16 protein-coding genes are annotated in these 17967 nt (G+C 62.3%); 5 read left to right on the forward strand and 11 right to left on the reverse strand.

Features of this window, described 5'->3' with window-relative positions:
- Positions 1–41: 41 nt before the first annotated feature.
- Both ctaD and coxB read right to left on the reverse strand, forming a co-directional pair.
- Positions 42–1730 carry a cytochrome c oxidase subunit I gene (ctaD, locus tag BLU15_RS07040; protein WP_034801224.1) on the reverse strand — a complete coding sequence of 563 codons (1689 nt, stop codon included), beginning with the start codon at positions 1728–1730 and terminating at the stop codon, positions 42–44.
- A 20-nt stretch (positions 1731–1750) separates the two neighbouring features.
- The gene (gene coxB / locus BLU15_RS07045; protein WP_034801222.1) at positions 1751–2632 is read right to left on the reverse strand and encodes a cytochrome c oxidase subunit II; all 882 of its coding nucleotides are present in this window, start codon (positions 2630–2632) and stop codon (positions 1751–1753) included.
- Positions 2633–2998: 366 nt separating this feature from the next.
- Here coxB and BLU15_RS07050 point away from each other — a divergent pair, with 366 nt between their 5' ends.
- Positions 2999–3529, forward strand: a complete 531-nt coding sequence (locus BLU15_RS07050) for an invasion associated locus B family protein (RefSeq protein WP_034801218.1) — start codon at positions 2999–3001, stop codon at positions 3527–3529.
- A 130-nt stretch (positions 3530–3659) separates the two neighbouring features.
- On the opposite strand, the gene ribB is transcribed toward BLU15_RS07050, so the two are convergent.
- From ribB to BLU15_RS07065, 3 genes are all read right to left on the reverse strand, one after another.
- The gene (gene ribB, locus BLU15_RS07055; RefSeq protein WP_090294772.1) at positions 3660–4760 is read right to left on the reverse strand and encodes a 3,4-dihydroxy-2-butanone-4-phosphate synthase; all 1101 of its coding nucleotides are present in this window, start codon (positions 4758–4760) and stop codon (positions 3660–3662) included.
- Positions 4761–4799: 39 nt separating this feature from the next.
- Entirely contained in the window at positions 4800–5897 is a 1098-nt protein-coding gene (aroC, locus tag BLU15_RS07060) for a chorismate synthase (RefSeq protein WP_034801213.1), read from the reverse strand.
- A 114-nt stretch (positions 5898–6011) separates the two neighbouring features.
- On the reverse strand, positions 6012–9191 hold the full coding sequence (locus BLU15_RS07065) for a bifunctional diguanylate cyclase/phosphodiesterase (protein ID WP_090294773.1): 3180 nt from the start codon (positions 9189–9191) through the stop codon (positions 6012–6014).
- Between the two features lie 296 nt (positions 9192–9487).
- On the opposite strand from BLU15_RS07065, the gene BLU15_RS07070 reads away from it, so the two are divergent.
- The gene (locus BLU15_RS07070; RefSeq protein WP_034801209.1) at positions 9488–9748 is read left to right on the forward strand and encodes a DUF1344 domain-containing protein; all 261 of its coding nucleotides are present in this window, start codon (positions 9488–9490) and stop codon (positions 9746–9748) included.
- Between the two features lie 152 nt (positions 9749–9900).
- On the opposite strand, the gene BLU15_RS07075 is transcribed toward BLU15_RS07070, so the two are convergent.
- The 4 genes from BLU15_RS07075 to BLU15_RS07090 form a co-directional block, all read right to left on the reverse strand.
- Entirely contained in the window at positions 9901–10485 is a 585-nt protein-coding gene (locus BLU15_RS07075; protein ID WP_034801207.1) for a histidine phosphatase family protein, read from the reverse strand.
- Between the two features lie 47 nt (positions 10486–10532).
- On the reverse strand, positions 10533–11351 hold the full coding sequence (fabI, locus tag BLU15_RS07080) for an enoyl-ACP reductase FabI (protein WP_034801205.1): 819 nt from the start codon (positions 11349–11351) through the stop codon (positions 10533–10535).
- Positions 11352–11559: 208 nt separating this feature from the next.
- A complete protein-coding gene (locus BLU15_RS07085; protein WP_090294775.1) occupies positions 11560–12651 on the reverse strand; it encodes a DnaJ C-terminal domain-containing protein in 1092 nt (363 codons plus the stop codon).
- Between the two features lie 219 nt (positions 12652–12870).
- The gene (locus BLU15_RS07090; protein WP_034801195.1) at positions 12871–13323 is read right to left on the reverse strand and encodes an RT0821/Lpp0805 family surface protein; all 453 of its coding nucleotides are present in this window, start codon (positions 13321–13323) and stop codon (positions 12871–12873) included.
- A 71-nt stretch (positions 13324–13394) separates the two neighbouring features.
- On the opposite strand from BLU15_RS07090, the gene pdxH reads away from it, so the two are divergent.
- Entirely contained in the window at positions 13395–14084 is a 690-nt protein-coding gene (gene pdxH / locus BLU15_RS07095; RefSeq protein ID WP_082566261.1) for a pyridoxamine 5'-phosphate oxidase, read from the forward strand.
- Positions 14085–14204: 120 nt separating this feature from the next.
- Positions 14205–14696 carry a GNAT family N-acetyltransferase gene (locus BLU15_RS07100; RefSeq protein WP_090294776.1) on the forward strand — a complete coding sequence of 164 codons (492 nt, stop codon included), beginning with the start codon at positions 14205–14207 and terminating at the stop codon, positions 14694–14696.
- Positions 14697–14729: 33 nt separating this feature from the next.
- Here the strand turns inward: BLU15_RS07100 and BLU15_RS07105 are convergent, their stop codons facing one another.
- A complete protein-coding gene (locus tag BLU15_RS07105; protein ID WP_090294823.1) occupies positions 14730–15761 on the reverse strand; it encodes a polysaccharide deacetylase family protein in 1032 nt (343 codons plus the stop codon).
- Between the two features lie 245 nt (positions 15762–16006).
- Here BLU15_RS07105 and BLU15_RS07110 point away from each other — a divergent pair, with 245 nt between their 5' ends.
- On the forward strand, positions 16007–17284 hold the full coding sequence (locus tag BLU15_RS07110; protein WP_090294778.1) for a D-alanyl-D-alanine carboxypeptidase family protein: 1278 nt from the start codon (positions 16007–16009) through the stop codon (positions 17282–17284).
- 25 nt (positions 17285–17309) lie between these two features.
- Here BLU15_RS07110 and BLU15_RS07115 read toward each other — a convergent pair whose 3' ends face one another.
- Entirely contained in the window at positions 17310–17966 is a 657-nt protein-coding gene (locus BLU15_RS07115) for a hypothetical protein (RefSeq protein WP_090294779.1), read from the reverse strand.
- Position 17967 lies beyond the last annotated feature (1 nt).

Raw genomic sequence — 17967 nt, forward strand, 5'->3', positions numbered from 1 at the left:
GGGTGAAGCCGCCGGAACCGGCGGCTTCTGTTCGTTGCCCGTCACTTGATGCGCGGGAGCTGTTCCCACTGGTGGAACGGCGGCGGCGAAGACAGCTGCCATTCCAGAGTGTTCGCGCCCTCGCCCCACGGGTTGTCGCCAGCGACGCGCTTCTTGGCGAAGGCTTCGAAGACGCCGAAGAGGAAGATCAGGACGCCGACGGCTGCGATGTAGGAGCCGTAGGACGAAACCATGTTCCAGCCGGCATAGGCATCCGGATAGTCGATGTAACGGCGCGGCATGCCTGCGAGGCCGAGGAAGTGCTGCGGGAAGAAGATCAGGTTCACGCCGATGAACATGACCCAGAAGTGCAGCTTGCCGACGAACTCGGAGTACATGTAGCCGGTCATCTTCGGGAACCAGTAGTACCAGGCAGCGAAGATTGCGAAGACAGCGCCGAGCGACAGAACGTAGTGGAAGTGAGCGACCACGTAGTAGGTGTCGTGCAGCGAGCGGTCGAGGCCGGCGTTGGCGAGCTGAACGCCCGTGACGCCACCGACGGTGAACAGGAAGATGAAGCCGATCGCCCAGACCATCGGGGTCGTGAAGCGGATCGAACCACCCCACATCGTCGCGATCCACGAGAAGATCTTAACGCCCGTCGGAACAGCGATGACCATCGTCGCGAAGACGAAGTAGCGCTGCGTGTCGAGCGACATGCCGACGGTGTACATGTGGTGTGCCCACACGATGAAGCCGACGGCGCCGATCGCGACCATGGCGTAGGCCATGCCGAGGTAGCCGAAGATCGGCTTGCGCGAGAAAGTGGAAACGATGTGGCTGACGATGCCGAAGCCCGGCAGGATCAGGATGTAAACTTCCGGGTGACCGAAGAACCAGAACAGGTGCTGGAACAGGATCGGGTCGCCGCCGCCTTCAGGCGCGAAGAAGGCCGTGCCGAAGTTGCGGTCGGTGAGCAGCATGGTGATGCCGCCTGCCAGAACCGGCAGCGAGAGCAGAAGCAGGAAGGCGGTGATCAGAACCGACCAGGCAAAGAGCGGCATCTTGTGCAGCGTCATGCCCGGAGCGCGCATGTTCAGGATCGTGGTGATGAAGTTGATCGCACCGAGGATCGAGGACGCGCCGGCAATGTGCAGGCCGAGGATGACGAAGTCCATCGCCGGTCCTGGCATGCCCGATGTCGAGAATGGCGGATAGATCGTCCACCCTCCCCCTGCGCCGTAGGCACCGGCCGGGCCTTCTACGAACATCGAAAGCAGCACGAGCAGGAAGGCAGGAATGATCAGCCAGAAGGAGATGTTGTTCATGCGCGGGAACGCCATGTCCGGCGCACCGATCATGATCGGAACCATCCAGTTGGCGAAGCCACCGATCAGCGCCGGCATGACCATGAAGAAGATCATGATGAGCGCGTGCGCGGTCGTGAACACGTTGAACATGTGCTTGCCGCCGTCGATGGCAGCATCGCCCTCGAAGCCGTAAACCATCTGCGCCAGGCCGTGGAAGATCTGGATGCCTGGCTCCTGGAGCTCGGCGCGCATGAAGATGGACAGCGTGCCGCCGATGATGCCCGCGAAAATCGCGAAGATCAGGTAGAGCGTGCCGATGTCCTTGTGGTTGGTCGACAGGAACCAGCGCTGGAAGAAGCTCAAAGGCTTATGCGCATGGTCTGCGTGGCCATGATCGGAGTGATCATGGCGTTGGTCGTGATGAACGGCTGTTCCAGCCATGGGTCGAGCTCCCCTTCCGATTACTGTGCGGCGTTAGCGGCGACGTCGACGGTCTTGGCCGAGTCGATGGACGCCATGAGCGCCTTGTTCGCATCGCCAACATTCGTTGCGGCGGCTGCGAGCCAGGTGTCGTATTTTTCCTGCGAAACCACGCGGATGGCGATCGGCATGTAAGCGTGGTCCTTACCGCAGAGCTCGGAACACTGGCCGTAGTAGAGACCTTCGCGCTCGGCCTTGAACCAGGTTTCGTTCAGGCGACCGGGAACGGCGTCGATCTTCACGCCAAAGGCAGGCATTGCAAAAGCGTGGATCACGTCAGCAGCGGTGACGAGAACACGAACCGTCTTGCCGACCGGCACGACGACTTCGTTGTCGACGGCGAGCAGGCGCGGATATTCTTTCTTGTCTTCCTTGCCGAGCGTCGCGCGATCTTCTTCCTTCATCATGATGCTGTCGAAGGTGAGCGGGCTTTCGCCGACTTCATACTCGTAGGACCAGTACCACTGGTTGCCGGTCGCCTTGAGCGTCAGGTCCGGATTGGCCGGCGGCGTCAGCTGCGCGGTCAGGAGCTGGAAGGACGGAATGGCGAGGAAGAGAAGGATGACGACCGGACCGACGGTCCAGACGACTTCGATCGCGGTGTTGTGGCTGGTCTTGGACGGAACCGGGTTCGCGCTTTCGCGGAACTTGATCACAACGATGATCAAAAGGAGGAGAACGAAGAGAGTAATCGGAATGATGAACCACAGGGTATAATGTTCAAACCACGTGATTTCTTCCATGATGCCCGTAGCGGCCGTCTGAAAATTCGTCTGCCATTCGACAGGCTTGTCAGCAAAGGCGCTCGAAGCAAAAAGCAGACAGGCAAGCGCTGCCAGAACTGCATAAGCCTTGTTTTTCACAATGTGTCTCCCCAATGCGCTTGATCAGGATCAAACCGGAACGCAGAATCCCTGCGATACTGCTGCGCTTCAAACCACAGTTTGTCCGATGCCGCAACATCTGACCAATCAACCCCATGCGGCATTTTTGCACAAACGCAGCTTTTCACACAGGCACCCCTCGAAACCCGTGGCGAAACCACCTATAGGGGCTCTTCTGCGCGCTTGGCGATCCGATTGCACAGCGCTTTGACGGCGGCGCGCCGGATAGGGCGCCCAACCCGCCCAATTTCCGCCATATGGCGCTGGAATGTGCCCCGCAGGGCTTTTCATTTATTCCTGCGCGCTTCAAGAATAGCCCTGATGATTCGACGTTTTGAGGTTTACATGGGCCTGCCCCTCTTTTCCCGACTGTCGGCCTTCGCCGCCTTCGGCCTTGCCGTTCTCGCTCTCCCGGCTCAAAGCCTGGCCCAGCAGCCCGCCGGAACACCCGGCACGGTCAAGTCCAACCATGGCGCATGGTCGATCGTCTGCGATCAGCCGCCGGGCGCCTCCGCTGACCAGTGCGCGCTGATGCAAAACGTCATCGCCGAAGACCGGCCCGAAGTTGGCCTGTCGGTGGTCGTTTTGAAGACTGCGGATCGCAAGGCCAAGATCCTGCGCGTACTCGCTCCGCTCGGCGTGCTTCTACCGAACGGCCTCGGCCTGAATGTCGACGGCAAGGATATCGGCCGCGCCTATTTCGTGCGTTGCTTCTCCGACGGCTGCTACGCAGAAGTGGTGCTCGAGGACGAACTCTTGAAGACCTTCCGTTCCGGTGCGACGGCGACCTTCATCGTCTTCCAGTCACCCGAAGAAGGCATCGGCATCCCTGTCGACCTCAAGGGCTTCGGCGAAGGCTACGACGCGCTGCCCTGAACGGCGACAAATTCAAAGACAAACAAAAAGCCGCGCTTCGAGCGCGGCTTTTTTGTTGGCTGCCGCCGAGCATAAAAAACAAGGCCCGGATCGATGATCCGGGCCTGAAGCATGCGAGAGCGACGCGTCTTTAGATGATGTCGGTCCCGACGATCTTGATGCCGAAGCCTTCGAGGCCGACATAGTGGCGTTCGCGCGAGGCGAGCAGCCTGATGGAGCTGATGCCGAGATCCTTCAGGATCTGCGCGCCGAGGCCGATTTCCAGCCACTCGTTTTCGCGCGCCTGCGCCTCGTCGTGCGCTTCGCGCTCGTGCTTGCCCTTGCGCGCCGTCTGCGACACGCCGACGCCGACCGAGCCTTCGCGCAGATAGACGATGACCCCCCTGCCCTCGTCGGCAATGCGCTTCATGGTGCGGTCGATCTGGCAGTCCCTGCCGAAGACGTCGGCGCCGACATTTTCGAGATGCAGGCGAACCGGGATATCGATGCCATCACGGATGTCGCCAAAGACGACGGCGAGATGCTGCATCGGATCCCAGGGCAGAGAATAGGAATGTCCCTTGGCCGCACCATAGGGCGTCTCGATATCGAAGGAGCCGCCATGCTCGATCAGCGTTTCCTTGCGCTGGCGATAGGCGATGAGATCGGCGACCGAAACCTGCTTCAGGCCATGGGTGTCGGCGAAGCTCGCCACCTGCGGCCCACGCATGACCGTTCCGTCGTCATTGACGAGTTCGCAGATGACGCCGATCGGCGGCAGGCTGGCGAGCCTGCAGAGGTCGACGGCAGCTTCCGTATGGCCGGAGCGCATGAGAACGCCGCCTTCGCGCGCGACCAGCGGGAAAATGTGGCCGGGGCGAACGAAGTCCGTCGGCCCGACATTGGGATTGGCGAGGTTGCGTACCGTCAGCGTGCGGTCGTCGGCGGAAATGCCCGTCGTCGTGCCGTGCTTGAAGTCGACCGAGACTGTGAAGGCGGTGGTGTGCGCGGAATCGTTTTCCGCCACCATGGCGTTGAGGTTCAGGCGCTTGGCCTCCTCGCGCGGCATCGGCGTGCAGACGATGCCCGAGGTGTGGCGCACGATGAAGGCCATCTTTTCCGGCGTGCAATGCACCGCCGCGACGATCAGGTCGCCCTCGTTCTCGCGGCCGTCGTCATCGGTGACGACGACGATTTCGCCGGCCTCAAAGGCGCGAATGGCATCGACGACACGCTTCTGATCATAGGACATGGTGTTCTTCCCGAATTGTCTGGGCCGGTTGAAGCCGAATTACTTGAGGCGGCCGGTCTGGCCGCGGTCACGCAGGTAGTGATCGGCGATCGTGCAGGCAAGCATCGCCTCGCCGATCGGCACGGCGCGGATGCCGACGCACGGATCGTGGCGACCCTTGGTACGCACATCGACCTCGTTGCCGTCGCTGTCGACCGAGCGTCGCTCGGTGAGGATCGACGAGGTCGGCTTGATGGCGAAACGCGCGATCACCGGCTCGCCGGTGGCGATGCCACCAAGAATACCGCCAGCATGGTTCGACAGGAAGACAGGCTTGCCATCGGCGCCAATGCGCATCTCGTCGGCGTTTTCCTCGCCGGTGATTTCGGCCGCACCGAAACCGTTGCCGATCTCGACACCCTTGACGGCGTTGATCGACATCAGGTTCGAGGCGATGTCCTGGTCAAGCTTGGCATAGATCGGCGCACCGATGCCGGCGGGCACGCCCTCGGCAACCACTTCGACGACGGCGCCGATCGAGGATCCGGACTTGCGGATGCTATCGAGATATTCTTCCCAGACCGGCACGATCTCCGGATCCGGTGCGAAGAAGGGGTTGTTGTCGACCTCGGTCCAATCCCAGTTGGCGCGGTTGATCTTGTGTTTGCCGATCTGCACGAGCGCGCCGCGCACGACGAGACCCGGCACGACCTTGCGGGCGACACCACCGGCAGCGACGCGCGCCGCGGTCTCGCGCGCCGAGGAACGGCCGCCACCGCGATAATCGCGGATGCCGTATTTCAGATCGTAGGTGTAATCGGCGTGGCCCGGGCGATAGCGCTTGGCGATCTCGGAATAGTCCTTCGAGCGCTGGTCGGTGTTTTCGATCAGCATCGAGATCGGCGTTCCGGTCGAGATCATCGTCTCGCCGTCCTCGTCGAACATGACGCCGGAGAGAACCTTGACCAGATCGTCCTCGCGGCGCTGTGTCACGAAGCGCGACTGGCCGGGTTTGCGCTTGTCGAGCCAGACCTGGAGTTCGGCGAGCGTGAAACGGATGCCGGGCGGGCAGCCGTCGATGACGCAGCCGAGCGCCGGCCCGTGGCTTTCGCCCCAGGTGGTAACGCGGAAGAGATGACCGAAAGTGTTATGCGACATGAAGGCAACCGACCCTAAGCAAGCAACGGCCGTACGTTTTGTACGCGGATGCCTTCTCTTAGTGGAAAGCCGGAGATGGGGAAAGGCTTTTGCGACCCGACGCGACCTCCTTCATCACGACGCCAGGCGCAAGCCGCGTTCGGTTGCAAAGGCGAGAAACTTCTCCGCGCTCAACGGCCGGGCAAATGCGTAGCCCTGCAGCACATCACAGCCCAGAATGCCGAGCATTTCGGCATGCGCCATGGTTTCCACGCCCTCGGCCACGGTCTCGATATTGAGCGAGCGGGCAATCTCGATAATCGAGCGCACCAACGCCTGCTCCCTGCGGGCGCTCAAAACCGGAACGACGAGCTGGCGGTCGATCTTCAACCGCTTCGGCTTGATCTTCAAAAGGCTGACGATCGAGGTATGGCCGGTGCCGAAATCGTCGAGTTCGATATCGATCCCGAGCTTCTTGATGCCCTCGATGTTGGCGGCGACGATATCGTCGCTTTCGTCGAGGAAGATCGACTCCACCAGTTCGAAACAGATCTGTCCGGGCGTGATGCTCAAGCCTTCAAGCGAGGACAGCAGGTCGTCGTCCTGCAGCCGCTTGGCCGAAACATTGACCGAGATCTTGGGAACCCGAATGCCGGCCGCTGCCCATCGCATCTGATCGGTGAGAGATTTCTCCAGAACGAGACGGTCGAGCATCGCCGTCACGTTGAGTTCGTCGGCGATGCCGAGAAAACGATCCGGCGTCAATATGCCCTCGCGCGGATGCCTCCAGCGCACCAGTGCCTCGACGCCGCAAAGCGCGAGCGTCGTCGCATCGAACTGCGGTTGATACCAGGGTTCGAATTCGTCGCGCTCGATGCCTTCCAAAATCTCGTCGGCAATGCGCTTGGCGGTCACCACTTCCGCCTGCAGCACCTCGGTGAAGAACTGGTAGCGGTTCCGGCCCGCCTCCTTGGCGCGATAGAGCGCGATATCGGCGTTGACGAGCAGTTTGCGCGCGTCGATGTCGGCGCCATGCCCGACTGCCACGCCGATGCTGACACCAAAGCGGCAGGGAAATCCGTTGTAGTCGACCGGCTGCCGCATCGCGGCAATGATCCGGTCGCAACGGGCAGCAAGCGTCGCCTCGCCCTGTTCACCGGTAACGGCGACAACGAACTCGTCGCCACCGATGCGGGCAATGATGTCGCCCGCCGATGTGTTCGCCCGCAGGATCTCCGAGGCATGGATCAGCATGGCGTCGCCGGCTGCGTGACCCAGGGTGTCGTTGATCTGCTTGAACCGGTCGAGATCGATATGAAGGATGGCGATGTCCTCACGGTCGCTGCCGGCGTCCAGGGTCAGTCGCTCCAGCGCCTTGTCGAGCATGCGGCGGTTGCCGAGCCCTGTCAGCGGGTCATGCAGTGCGTTGTGCTCGATGCGAACCCGGGCCTGCTCCAGCTCGGCGTTCTTTGCGTCCGCCATGGCCTTGGCCGCGCGCAACTGTTCCGTCATCAGCACGTCGTCGGTAACATCGAGCGCCATGCCGACGAATTTCCGTGCACCGTCCGGGGCGACGTGCAGCTTGCCGACCGAGCGGATGTGGCGAACCGTTCCGGCCGACAATATCACCCGCACCTGATGCACATAGGTTTCGTCCGCTTCGATGGCGCGATTGACCGCGTTGAGCGCCGGCTGCCGGTCATCGGGGTGCAGCGCTTGAAGCCATGTCTGCTCGTTGGTGGCGCCGTCGGTATAGACCAGCCCGTAGAGCTGATGCATGCGCTCGTCCCAATAGGCGACGTTGTTGTCGAGATCGGCCTCCCACATGCCGCAGCGATAGGAATCAAGAGCGAGGTCGAGACGTCGTGACAGGAGCTCTAGATCCTGTTCACGCTCGTAGAGACCCTTCAGCGCCTGCTCGAGCTCAAGGTTCTGCTGGTCGACCTGTGCCTTGGCCGCACTCAGCCGCTCGTTCTTCAGCACATCGTCGCTGACATCCCAGCTGATGCCGGTGACCTTGGCGCGGCCATCGGCGCCGCGGTGGCTGGACCCGACATTGCGGATGTGGCGCACCGTACCGTCGTGCAGAATGACACGATACTGCGATCGGTACTCGAGGCCGTCATCGAGGCTACGGAACAGCGCATTGGCGGCAATACCTATGTCGTCGGGATGCACGGTCGCGCGCCACTCGTCGTACGTGGGCTCGTCCAGATGCACCTCCAGTCCATGCAGGTGGAACATCCGGTCGTCCCAGGAACGCTGCTGGCTCTCGACGTCGATTTCCCAGATGCCGATCTTCGACGCGTCGAGCGCGAGGTTCAGGCGGTGAGACAGCGTCATCACCTCCCCTTCCCGCGCCTTCAGCTTGGCGATGTTGCGCTGTCGCTCGTTGACCAGGCCGCCAGCCAGGAGGATCGGGATAACCACCACCGTGACGGCGACGGCGATCGCCAATTGGATGAAGCTGCTGTTTTCGGGAAGCTGCTGCCATCCACCGACGGGCATGGCCGCTAGCTCCCACACGCCGCCTGCGAGCTCCAACCGGCGGTTGACCGGCGCGGCGCGAAAAAGAGCGTCGTCGCCATAGAACGCATCCTGTATGCGGTCCGGCTCGGAAATATCGCGGATCGCCAGGTGAACGTCGACATGGCGGTGGTCCCGCGCCAGTTCCGGCGCCCCGCCGCCCGACTCGAGCAGGCGCGCGGCGCGGTACAGCGCCTTCTCGTCGAGTATGGCCTCGACGTAACCCCAACGCTCCATGCGTCCCTGGACCTTGGAAAAGACTGGCAGGAACAGCTCGAAACCATTGCGGCCGCTTGGCAGCCGGATCGGGCCGATCATCACCGGCCTGACCGTCGAGGACGCACGCTCGATGGCATGTCTTGTCGCGCCGAATCGGTTGAAGTCGCTGCCGACGAACCATTGCTGGCTCTCGCGCGGAAAGGCGATCCGCACGACGCCGCCGGGCGCTGCCGAGGCGCGCACCATCTGCGGATTCTGCAGGAGGAGCTTCGTCGCCATGACGGTGAAATCGTCTGTTGTCATGGCCGGATGCACGCCGATGCTGTTGGCAAAACCGTTCAGCGCGGCAATGCTGGTGTTAACCTCCGATTGCAGGCGGTTGGCAATGAGGTTCAGTTCGTTCTCGACGTCGATCCTGAGGTCGTTCTGGAAGTTTTCACGGTTTTGCCGCTCATAGACATGCCCGCCCGTAAACACGACGAGGCCCGCGATCGCCGCAGGAATGAGCGACGGTTTCGCAAATCTGGCGGCGGCCCGAATGCGCTGGCGCAGAACGTCAATGATCTTCAATCTCTTCCCCTCGATCCCCAACCAAAGGTAGCGAGCGAGTCTTAAGATTGGCTTTCGTCACAATTCCCTGGCAAACCCTATAATTCATGGGGAAACCACACCGCCGATACCCGGAGTTCGGCCCCTGCCCGCTTGAAAAATACGGTACCGCCGTCCAGTCTCCAGAGTTCGGATAGACCATCAAAAAAGCGGGGGCGTCCGGCCAAAAGCCACGCCGCAAGGCAATTTTTGCCACAATCGGGGATCAAAGGGGAGTGACAAGGATGTTCGCAGAAACGTTGAAGAGGGCAAGAAGAATGCGTTTTGTTATTGCCGCACTCATGGCCACCGCAGGGCTGCTCTCGCCCTTGTCCGCCCTTGCCGAAAGCGCCGACGTTGAAGCTACCATTACGGGTGTTGATACCGAAAGGCTGAGCCTGTCGCTTGACGACGGCAAGAACTATCAGGCGCCTGAGGAATTCAATTTCGAAGGCCTGAAGGCCGGCGTGAAGGTTCTCGTCTTCTACACGGAAGTGGACGGCAAGCGGGTCATCAACGATCTCGAAATCGTTCAATAGAAAGCGCGGCCTTACAGGCCGCTGCGCGGTTCGCCCGAACCGGATTTCCACATTTCTGAAAAATGACCTTTATCGGATGCCCCTCGCGCGGGCATCCATGTGAAGCGCTTTGGCGCGTCGTTGCGCCAATCTAAGCCCGACGCTTCAGGCTATCAGACCCAGCCGATGGCATTGCCGGAGATGCGCAGAAGGCGGTCCTGCGGGATCGCCGCGGTCGCGGCCTCCTCGGCTTCCATTTCCCCGAAAAGCTTGAAGAGCACGCGAATGACGCCGCCGTGACTGACGCAGACCGTCGGCTTCGTCACGTCCCTGAGCCAGGCGGCTATGCGCCAGGACAGAATTTCGTAACTCTCGGCATCCTCACCGGGCGGAATGAAGTCCCATTTCACCGCGCGCCGCTCGGCGATCCTCTGTGGCGCCGAGCGCTTGAGTTCGGGCAGCGTGTGCCCTTCCCAATCGCCGAAGGAAACTTCCTTGAGCCGCTCGTCGGTGCGGTAGGCGTCCGGATCGAGCCCCATGGCCCGCCGGACACGCTCCATGGTCTCGCGCGTGCGGCCGAGCGGACTGGCGACGAAGTCGAAATGCCGGGCATCGGCGCCGAGGATGCCTCCAAGCGCCACGCCGTTGCCGGTCGCCTGCTGGCGACCGAAATCATTGAGAGGGATATCCTTTTGCCCCTGGAGCCGGCTTTCGGCGTTCCAGTCGGTCTGTCCGTGACGGATCACATAGATCAGCACAACATGTCTCCGGGCTGCAGGCTGCCGAATCCGACTTGGCGGTTCGGTCAGTCCTTGATCACGGAGATATCGGGCGCATCCACAGCCTTCATGCCGACGACATGGTAGCCGCTGTCGGCGTGGTGCACTTCACCGGTAACCGAGCGCGACAGGTCCGAAAGCATGTAGAGGCCGACGTCGCCGACTTCCTCGATGGTGACGGTGCGGCGCAGCGGCGCGTTGTACTCGTTCCACTTGAGGATATAGCGGAAGTCACCGATGCCGGAGGCGGCCAGCGTCTTGATCGGGCCTGCAGAAATCGCGTTGACGCGGATGTTCTTGGGGCCGAGGTCGACGGCGAGGTACTTGACGCTTGCTTCCAGGGCAGCCTTGGCGACACCCATGACGTTATAGTTCGGCATGACCTTTTCGGCGCCGTAATAGGTCAGCGTCAGCATCGATCCGCCGTCCGTCATCAGCTTTTCAGCGCGACGGGCAACCGAAGTGAAGGAGTAGACCGAGATCTGCATCGTCTTGGCGAAGTTGTCGGCCGAGGTATCGACGTAGCGGCCGGTCAGTTCGTCCTTGTCGGAGAAGCCGATCGCATGCACCACGAAATCGATCTTGCCCCACTTCTTCTCAAGCGCGTCGAAGACCGCGTCGATGGTGGCTTCGTCGCTGACGTCGCAATGGCCGGCCATGAAGCCGTCGATTTCCGCGAGCAGCGGCTCGACGCGCTTTTTCAGAGCGTCGCCCTGATAGGTCAACGCAACTTCACCACCCTGCGCGTGGATGGCCTTGGCAATGCCCCATGCGATGGAACGGTTGTTTGCAACGCCCATGATGACGCCGCGCTTGCCCTTCATCAGACCGGATGCCTGAGCCATGGTAAGTCCCCAATACTATTCCAGCATCGGCCGTCGCCGGTGCCAAAGATCAAAAATGTCACAGACGCCCCACGAGAACGGGTGCGGCAAAATGTCGAGAATTGCCTATGGCATAGCCGCAAGGGTGGTTCAAGCACGGCTGAGATCAGGAACTGTTAGTCCCCGTAATATTGGTTCAGTGTGTCAGCGAACTGTCACAAATGGCCTGTCACAGATAGAGGCCGTCGCGCTGCGACTTCATCAGATCGGTGATCTTGTCGTCGGGCGCCTCGGGCAGGACCAGCCGCAATTCGACCAGCAGATCGCCATGCGTACCATAAGCACCGGGCATCCCCCTGCCCGCAAGGCGGATGACCTTGTCGGAGCCGGACCAGGCCGGCACGACCACCGTAACCTGCCCGACCGGGGTTTCGAGCACCTGTTCGCAGCCGAGCACGGCGCCCTGCAGATCGATCGGCAAGGTGGTCATGAGATCGAGGCCGCGGGCGCGGAACGTCCCGCCCTGGTCGACCCTGAGCGTGACGACGACGTCGCCACGGGTCATGCCGGTCACCCGATAGCCCTGCTCCGCCAGACGAATGCTCTGACCGTCGACGGCGCCCGGAGGGATCTGCACCTTCAGGCTTTCGCCGTCGGGAAGCTCGACGCTGAGGCGCTGGCGATTGATCAGATCGTCAATACTGACGGCGAGATCGACGGGAAGATCCGGGACCTTCTCGGCCGTCTTTGCCGCGCGACCCCGGATGCGCCGGACGATCGCCGCCACAAGCTCGGCGGCCGGTGCTGCTGCACGCTGCATCAGCGGAGTCTCTGTCTTGAGAGCGTTTTCCTGCTGCGGTTCGGGGGCTGGTTCCGGCTTGCTTTCGGAAGCCTGGGCCGGGCGCTCCGGCTCCTTTGCTGCCGCAGCCGGCTTGGGCGATGGTTTCGGCGTCGGCTTCGGCGATGGGCGGGCCGACTTGCTGCGGGTCTCCGCGCCGAAAATCTGTGAAATGGCGTCCTCGGCGGTCTCGGCGTCGACCGGCGCCTCTTCCTGAGGCCGCATCTTTGCCTTCATCGCCTCCATGCGACGAAGCTCGGCTTCGCGGCGCGCGTAGTCGTAGCGGCTTCTGAGCTTCGGGTCGCGCAGCAGCTCATAGGCCTTGCCGGCTTCGGCAAAACGCTCCGCGGCGTTGGGATCGTCCTGGTTATGGTCCGGATGCACAGCCTTTGCCAGCGAACGCCAGGCGGCCTTGATTTCATCCTGCCCGGCATTGCGCCGCACCCCGAGGATCACATAGGGATCACGCATGGTTTCTACCATCTTCTCTGATCGGCGGCCTCTCCCTGATGCCCGCCTTTGCCCCGATTGCAGGCGCCATTGTCGCCCGTCCACTGAACACCGATGATCCGGAGAAGTTGCTAAATAGTGGTTAGCCACGCGGCCTCATGTGGCCGTTGAGACGGCAACGCCGGCCGTCATGCGCGCATTTGCCAAAACGTGGTTAATCACCGATTTCAACGGCTTGCGTCGAACGCTCGCTCAGGCGCGCGGGCCGAAGCTCGTCAGATACCAGGCGCCGTCGCCGCCCTGGCAAGTGCTGCCGTCGAACTTGGCGATGCCTTCGTAGGAATGACGCGTCGTGGTGAATCGGCGGCAGAGCATGCCGCTGGCGCGGTCTTCCTGGATGCTGCTGATGACACCGGCACTGCCGGAGGTCGCATTGGCCCAGGGAATAGGATTGATGGCGCCGCTGTTGAGCTCGGCCGATGTCACGGCGTTGCGAACCATCACCGCATCGGAAAGGCCATCGGAGGTCTTGGCAACGGGAACTGTGCCCGTCGAAACCGTGCGGTCGACTCCGCTGCCGAAAAGGTCGAGGCCAGCCCCCATGCAGCCGGACAGCGCCAGGACCGGCAGGCAAATTGCCGCGCTACGCAGCAAGGCGAAGGAATACCCCTTCTTGGCGTCGATCCACTTTGCTATGTCTTGCACGGCAATCCTGTCAGACTCGCTGGAGCCGCACGTTTCTCGACAAGGTCAACATACAGGCTCCGACATTTTCGATGCGGAAACACCGGTCGGGCTCATCCCGAAGTATTTCCGCGCCAGACATCACGGCATTGGAACGCAATATGGCGGCGAATGAGTTAACAAGCGGTGACTTCACCGAATCAAATGAACCCTTTTCCCTGTTTGGCACATGGCTGAAGGACGCGGAAGGTAGCGAGATCAACGACCCGAATGCGGTGGCGCTCGCAACCGTCGATGCCGACGGACTGCCGAATGTCCGCATGGTGCTGCTTAAGGGTTTCGACGAGCGCGGCTTCGTTTTCTACACGAATTTCGAAAGCCAGAAGGGTGAGGAGATCCTCGGCGCCCGCAAGGCGGCGATGTGCTTCCACTGGAAATCGCTGCGTCGGCAGGTGCGCGTGCGCGGCCCGGTCGAGATCGTCACCGACGAGGAGGCCGACGAGTATTTCAAGAGCCGGCCGCGCGGCAGCCGCATCGGCGCCTGGGCCTCGAAGCAGTCGCGGCCACTCGAAGGCCGCTTCGCGCTGGAAAAGGCCGTTGCCGAATACACGGCCCGCCACGCGCTCGGCGAAATCCCGCGCCCAAGCTATTGGTCGGGCTTCCGCATCTGCCCGACGTCGATCGAATTCTGGCACGACCGTCCGTTCCGGCTGCACGACCGGATGGAATTCCGTCGTGAGGCGCCGGAAGGCGGCTGGGAAAAAGTGCGCATGTACCCTTAAGGCACCGATGCCTGCCTCCCGCAAGAGAGGCGCGAAATCGATGCCCGGCCACGCACGTTGCCGGGCATCACTCGTCCCTTTGCCCGGCCTGAGCCGCTCGTTTCTGTTGAGCGCTCTTTGATGACGATCGATGTTCGTGACGCGACGCTCGACGATATAGCCGGCTGTCACCGCTGCCTCGATGACGTCTCCAAGGAAGGGCGGTGGCTTTCACGGCTGAGCGCCCCACCCTTCGACGGCTTTGCCACATACATGGCCGACCTGCATCGCGCCCAGGCACCCCAGATCGTTGGGGTCGACAATCAAGTGGTCGGCTGGTGCGATATCCGGCTGGATGCCTCACCTGTTCGCGCCCATGTCGGGACGTTGGGCATGGGGCTCCTGGCCGCCTATCGCGGCAAGGGAATCGGCAGCCGGCTCCTGCAACTGGCGATGCAACGCGCTAGTGAATGCGGATTGGAACGCATCGAGCTCTCCGTCCTCCACGAAAATGTCGCTGCCCGGGCACTCTACGCGCAATTTGGCTTCCAGATCGAAGGCCGTCGTGTTCGCGACTGGAAACACGACGGTGTTTACCAGGACAGCATTCTCATGGCTTTTGCCTTCAATTGACGTCGAAGCACTCGGCTGCCCAAGTCGCCTTTTCTAGCCGGCCGCCAGGCGGAACGGTATGCCGGAGGCCAGAGCCGAAACGTAGCGGGCGCGCTGGAAATGGCCGTTCAGAGAAATGCGCGGTAGCGCATAAAGGCTGGCTTTCGCGCGAGCGATGAGCGTGCCGGGTTGGGTGGTGACGGCCAGGGTGAAACCCAAATCGGCGACGATGCGGTGGTCGCGTGCGGATAGCGCCGGTGCGTCGCCATAGGGATAGGCGAAAGTCTGGGGCGGCCGACCGGTGATCGCCTCGACGCGCCGCAGCGATCCCTCAATCTCCCGCCGCGCCTCAGCATCCGTCAGGCGCGCGACCGCGCGGTGGCTGATCGTGTGGGCGCCGAGGCTCGCGATAGGACTTTCGATCAGGCGCCGCAAACCGGCCTCGTCCAGTGTGAGGCGTTCGGTAATCGCCTGCGGATCGATGCCGCCATCGAGGGCTGCAGCGTTCAAGGAAGCGATCGCCTTTGCCTCATCATGGCCGTGAATGAACGCCGCAATGCGATTGAAGACGGCATGCCTTTCGGCCGCGGTCGACGCCTGCAATGTTTCTACGCCACGGCCGAAGTCAAAGCGCAGCTTCTCGCTCGTTGCGAGCATATCGGCAAGCGTCTCCCACCAAAGCGTATGGGTGCGATCGACGAACCCGCCGGTCACGAACACCGTGAATGGCGCCTGATGGCGCTGGAAGACCGGCAACGCGTGCTCGAGATTGTTCCGGTAGCCGTCATCAAGGGTAAAGCAGGCGACCGGCCCACCTTTGGCGGCCAGCGCCTCCGGCAAGTGTTCGAGCGGGGTGAAGCGATAGCCGTCGCGCTTCAGCGTCCTCAACGCGACATCGAGGAATTCCGGCGTGATTTCCAGGTGCGCATTGGGATCGAAGGCACGGGCAGATTTCGGCCGGACATGATGCAGGGTAAAGATCGCCCCCTGCCCACGCGCGCCGGCAATCAGCCCGGCGCGGCTCAGCCCCCCCGCGACTTCCAGCCCACCGGCAATTGCGGCGCGGCGAACAATTGTCCTGATCATGCCCTTGATGGTCGCCCCCAAATCTGGCCCGCGAGGTTCCGGCGCGGACTAACAGCCTGGAAAGTTAACGGCGAGGGCGTTAAACCTTGTTGAACGGGGAGAGCGTTCATCGGCCATTTACCACAACCTCGAAAACAAGGTCGGCTCGCCACATTCCGCCCTAAAGTTGCAGCAAAGACACGGATCTTGTCACAAAACGAAACAGCTTTGCGCCTTGCCGAGGGCGCCACTCGACGGGGATCGATATGAAAACTTTGCGCTGCCTCCTGCTGGCGACCTTCGCACTGGCGCTCGGGACGGCGACAGCCGTCGCCGGAAGCGCCTCGCTGGTGCTCGATGCGCGCACCGGCAAGGTCCTTTCATCGGAAAACCCCGACGTCCTCAACCATCCGGCCTCCCTGACCAAGATGATGACGGTCTACATGGCCTTCGAGGCGCTGAAGAGCGGCAAGCTTTCCTGGGACAGCAAGATCAAGGTTTCGAAGGCGGCGGCCGCCAAGCCGCCGATGCGGCTCGGCCTCAAATCCGGCATGACGATCACGGTGCGCGAGGCGGTCCTCGGCATGATCGTGCGCTCGGGCAACGATGCCGCGGCAGCGATGGCCGAGAAGCTCGGCGGCTCCGAGGCGAATTTCGCCCGCATGATGACCGCCAAGGCGCGTCAGCTCGGCATGAGCAAGACCATCTTCATCAATGCCTCCGGCCTGCCTGCCAGCAAGCAGGTGACGACGGCGCGTGAAATGTCGACGCTCGCCGTGGCGCTGATGCGCGACTTCCCCAGGGAGTACCGGCTGTTTGCGACCGAAAGCTTCAATTTCCGCGGCCGCAAGGTGCGGGGGCACAACAACCTGATGTACCGCTACGACGGCATGGACGGCATCAAGACCGGCTACACCAATGCCTCCGGCTTCAACCTCGTCAGCGCCGTCAAGGACGGCAATCGCCGGGTGGTCGGCGTCGTTCTCGGCGGCAAGACGGCGCGCAGCCGCGACGCCAAGATGGCGGCCCTTCTCGATCGCCATGTCGGCAAGGCAGCCAAGGGCGGACGGCAGCTGGTGGCATCCAAGCGCGGCGGCAAGACGATTGAAGCCCCCGTCGAAGTAGCCGCGGTCGCGACATCCGAGGTTCCGATGCCCTACACCGCACCGCAGCGGGCCAAGCGGGATTCGGTTGCTGCCCTGATTACAGCGACATCGACGGCCGCCATCCCCGCGGAACGGCCGACGGAGCTTGCCGAGATCGAAACGACGGCTGCAGTTCCGGCTGCGTCAGGCGGCTGGCAGATCCAGATTTCGGCGGCGCCATCCGCAGAGGCTGCGCGCATGCTGCTGGCGCAGGCGCGCTCGGAAGCCGGTGCGCCGCTCGCGGGCGCCACGCCCTACACGGAAGCCGTCGGTAAGGGTGCCAAAGCGATCTACCGCGCCCGCTTCGTCGGCTTTTCGAGCCGCGACGCGGCAGCAGCAGCCTGCGATGCCCTCAAAGAGCGCTCCTATGACTGCATGATGCTGCCGTCGCGCGGCTGATTGGCCGCCGGTCTCAGAGCCTTCGTCACTCTTGCACGACGGCTCTACGGAAGCGGTTGGCGAGCCAGCAGTCGCACTGCTCCTGGCTATAGCCAAGCAGCAGCCCCTCCTCGCGCTCGTCTTCTGCCGTCCATGGGCGCCAATTGCAAAAGAGCTGGTGGCAGCGTTGCCTGAAGCGCTCGAAACGCCACTCTTCCCCCGGCAACGCATAGGTGAGGTAGAGAACCCTCTGCTCCTTCTCGCCACCGGTCGTTGTCGGGCACATCCGCGAGAACTCGAACATGTCCGCAAGCAAAGTTCCGTCGGCAACGTGTGGCGCGAACAACTCTTTGGTTTCGGCAAGCCAGGGCGACGCGGCATCGTCGCTGAAGAAGGCGAAGGGCTTGCGCCCTTCCAGCATCAGCGGAAGCTCATAGCCGGTGTGCACCAGATAGGGCACGGTATCGAGCGCATGCGGCCGCCGAAGCTCAGCTTCCTCGCCTGTTTCTGGCAAGGCAAGCCCGACGGCCGACGCCAGCAGCGTCAGGTCGTCTTGATCCAGACGGTAGCAGGCATGATCCGGGAAGACGCCGTTTTGCAGGTCCAACGCCCGCGCGATCTCGGTGGCATCGCGATCAAACCGCAGTTCGTGCGTCGGTGTGGCGGTCTTCGGCGACAGAAAGGACAGCTTGAAGACCGCCATC

It is taken from the genome of Ensifer sp. YR511 (genome assembly GCF_900103045.1).
Taxonomy (GTDB): Bacteria; Pseudomonadota; Alphaproteobacteria; order Rhizobiales; family Rhizobiaceae; genus Ensifer; species Ensifer adhaerens.

What these genes read in the sequence shown, in the direction of transcription:
- ctaD (WP_034801224.1), bottom strand. Translation starts at nt 1,730, where the DNA reads ATGGCTGGAACAGCCGTTCATCACGACCAACGCCATGATCACTCCGAT.
- pdxH (WP_082566261.1), top strand. Translation starts at nt 13,395, where the DNA reads ATGCGGAAACACCGGTCGGGCTCATCCCGAAGTATTTCCGCGCCAGAC.
- BLU15_RS07050 (WP_034801218.1), top strand. Translation starts at nt 2,999, where the DNA reads ATGGGCCTGCCCCTCTTTTCCCGACTGTCGGCCTTCGCCGCCTTCGGC.
- BLU15_RS07115 (WP_090294779.1), bottom strand. Translation starts at nt 17,966, where the DNA reads ATGGCGGTCTTCAAGCTGTCCTTTCTGTCGCCGAAGACCGCCACACCG.
- ribB (WP_090294772.1), bottom strand. Translation starts at nt 4,760, where the DNA reads ATGTCCTATGATCAGAAGCGTGTCGTCGATGCCATTCGCGCCTTTGAG.
- BLU15_RS07085 (WP_090294775.1), bottom strand. Translation starts at nt 12,651, where the DNA reads ATGGTAGAAACCATGCGTGATCCCTATGTGATCCTCGGGGTGCGGCGC.
- BLU15_RS07100 (WP_090294776.1), top strand. Translation starts at nt 14,205, where the DNA reads ATGACGATCGATGTTCGTGACGCGACGCTCGACGATATAGCCGGCTGT.
- BLU15_RS07110 (WP_090294778.1), top strand. Translation starts at nt 16,007, where the DNA reads ATGAAAACTTTGCGCTGCCTCCTGCTGGCGACCTTCGCACTGGCGCTC.
- BLU15_RS07070 (WP_034801209.1), top strand. Translation starts at nt 9,488, where the DNA reads ATGCGTTTTGTTATTGCCGCACTCATGGCCACCGCAGGGCTGCTCTCG.
- fabI (WP_034801205.1), bottom strand. Translation starts at nt 11,351, where the DNA reads ATGGCTCAGGCATCCGGTCTGATGAAGGGCAAGCGCGGCGTCATCATG.
- aroC (WP_034801213.1), bottom strand. Translation starts at nt 5,897, where the DNA reads ATGTCGCATAACACTTTCGGTCATCTCTTCCGCGTTACCACCTGGGGC.
- BLU15_RS07105 (WP_090294823.1), bottom strand. Translation starts at nt 15,761, where the DNA reads ATGATCAGGACAATTGTTCGCCGCGCCGCAATTGCCGGTGGGCTGGAA.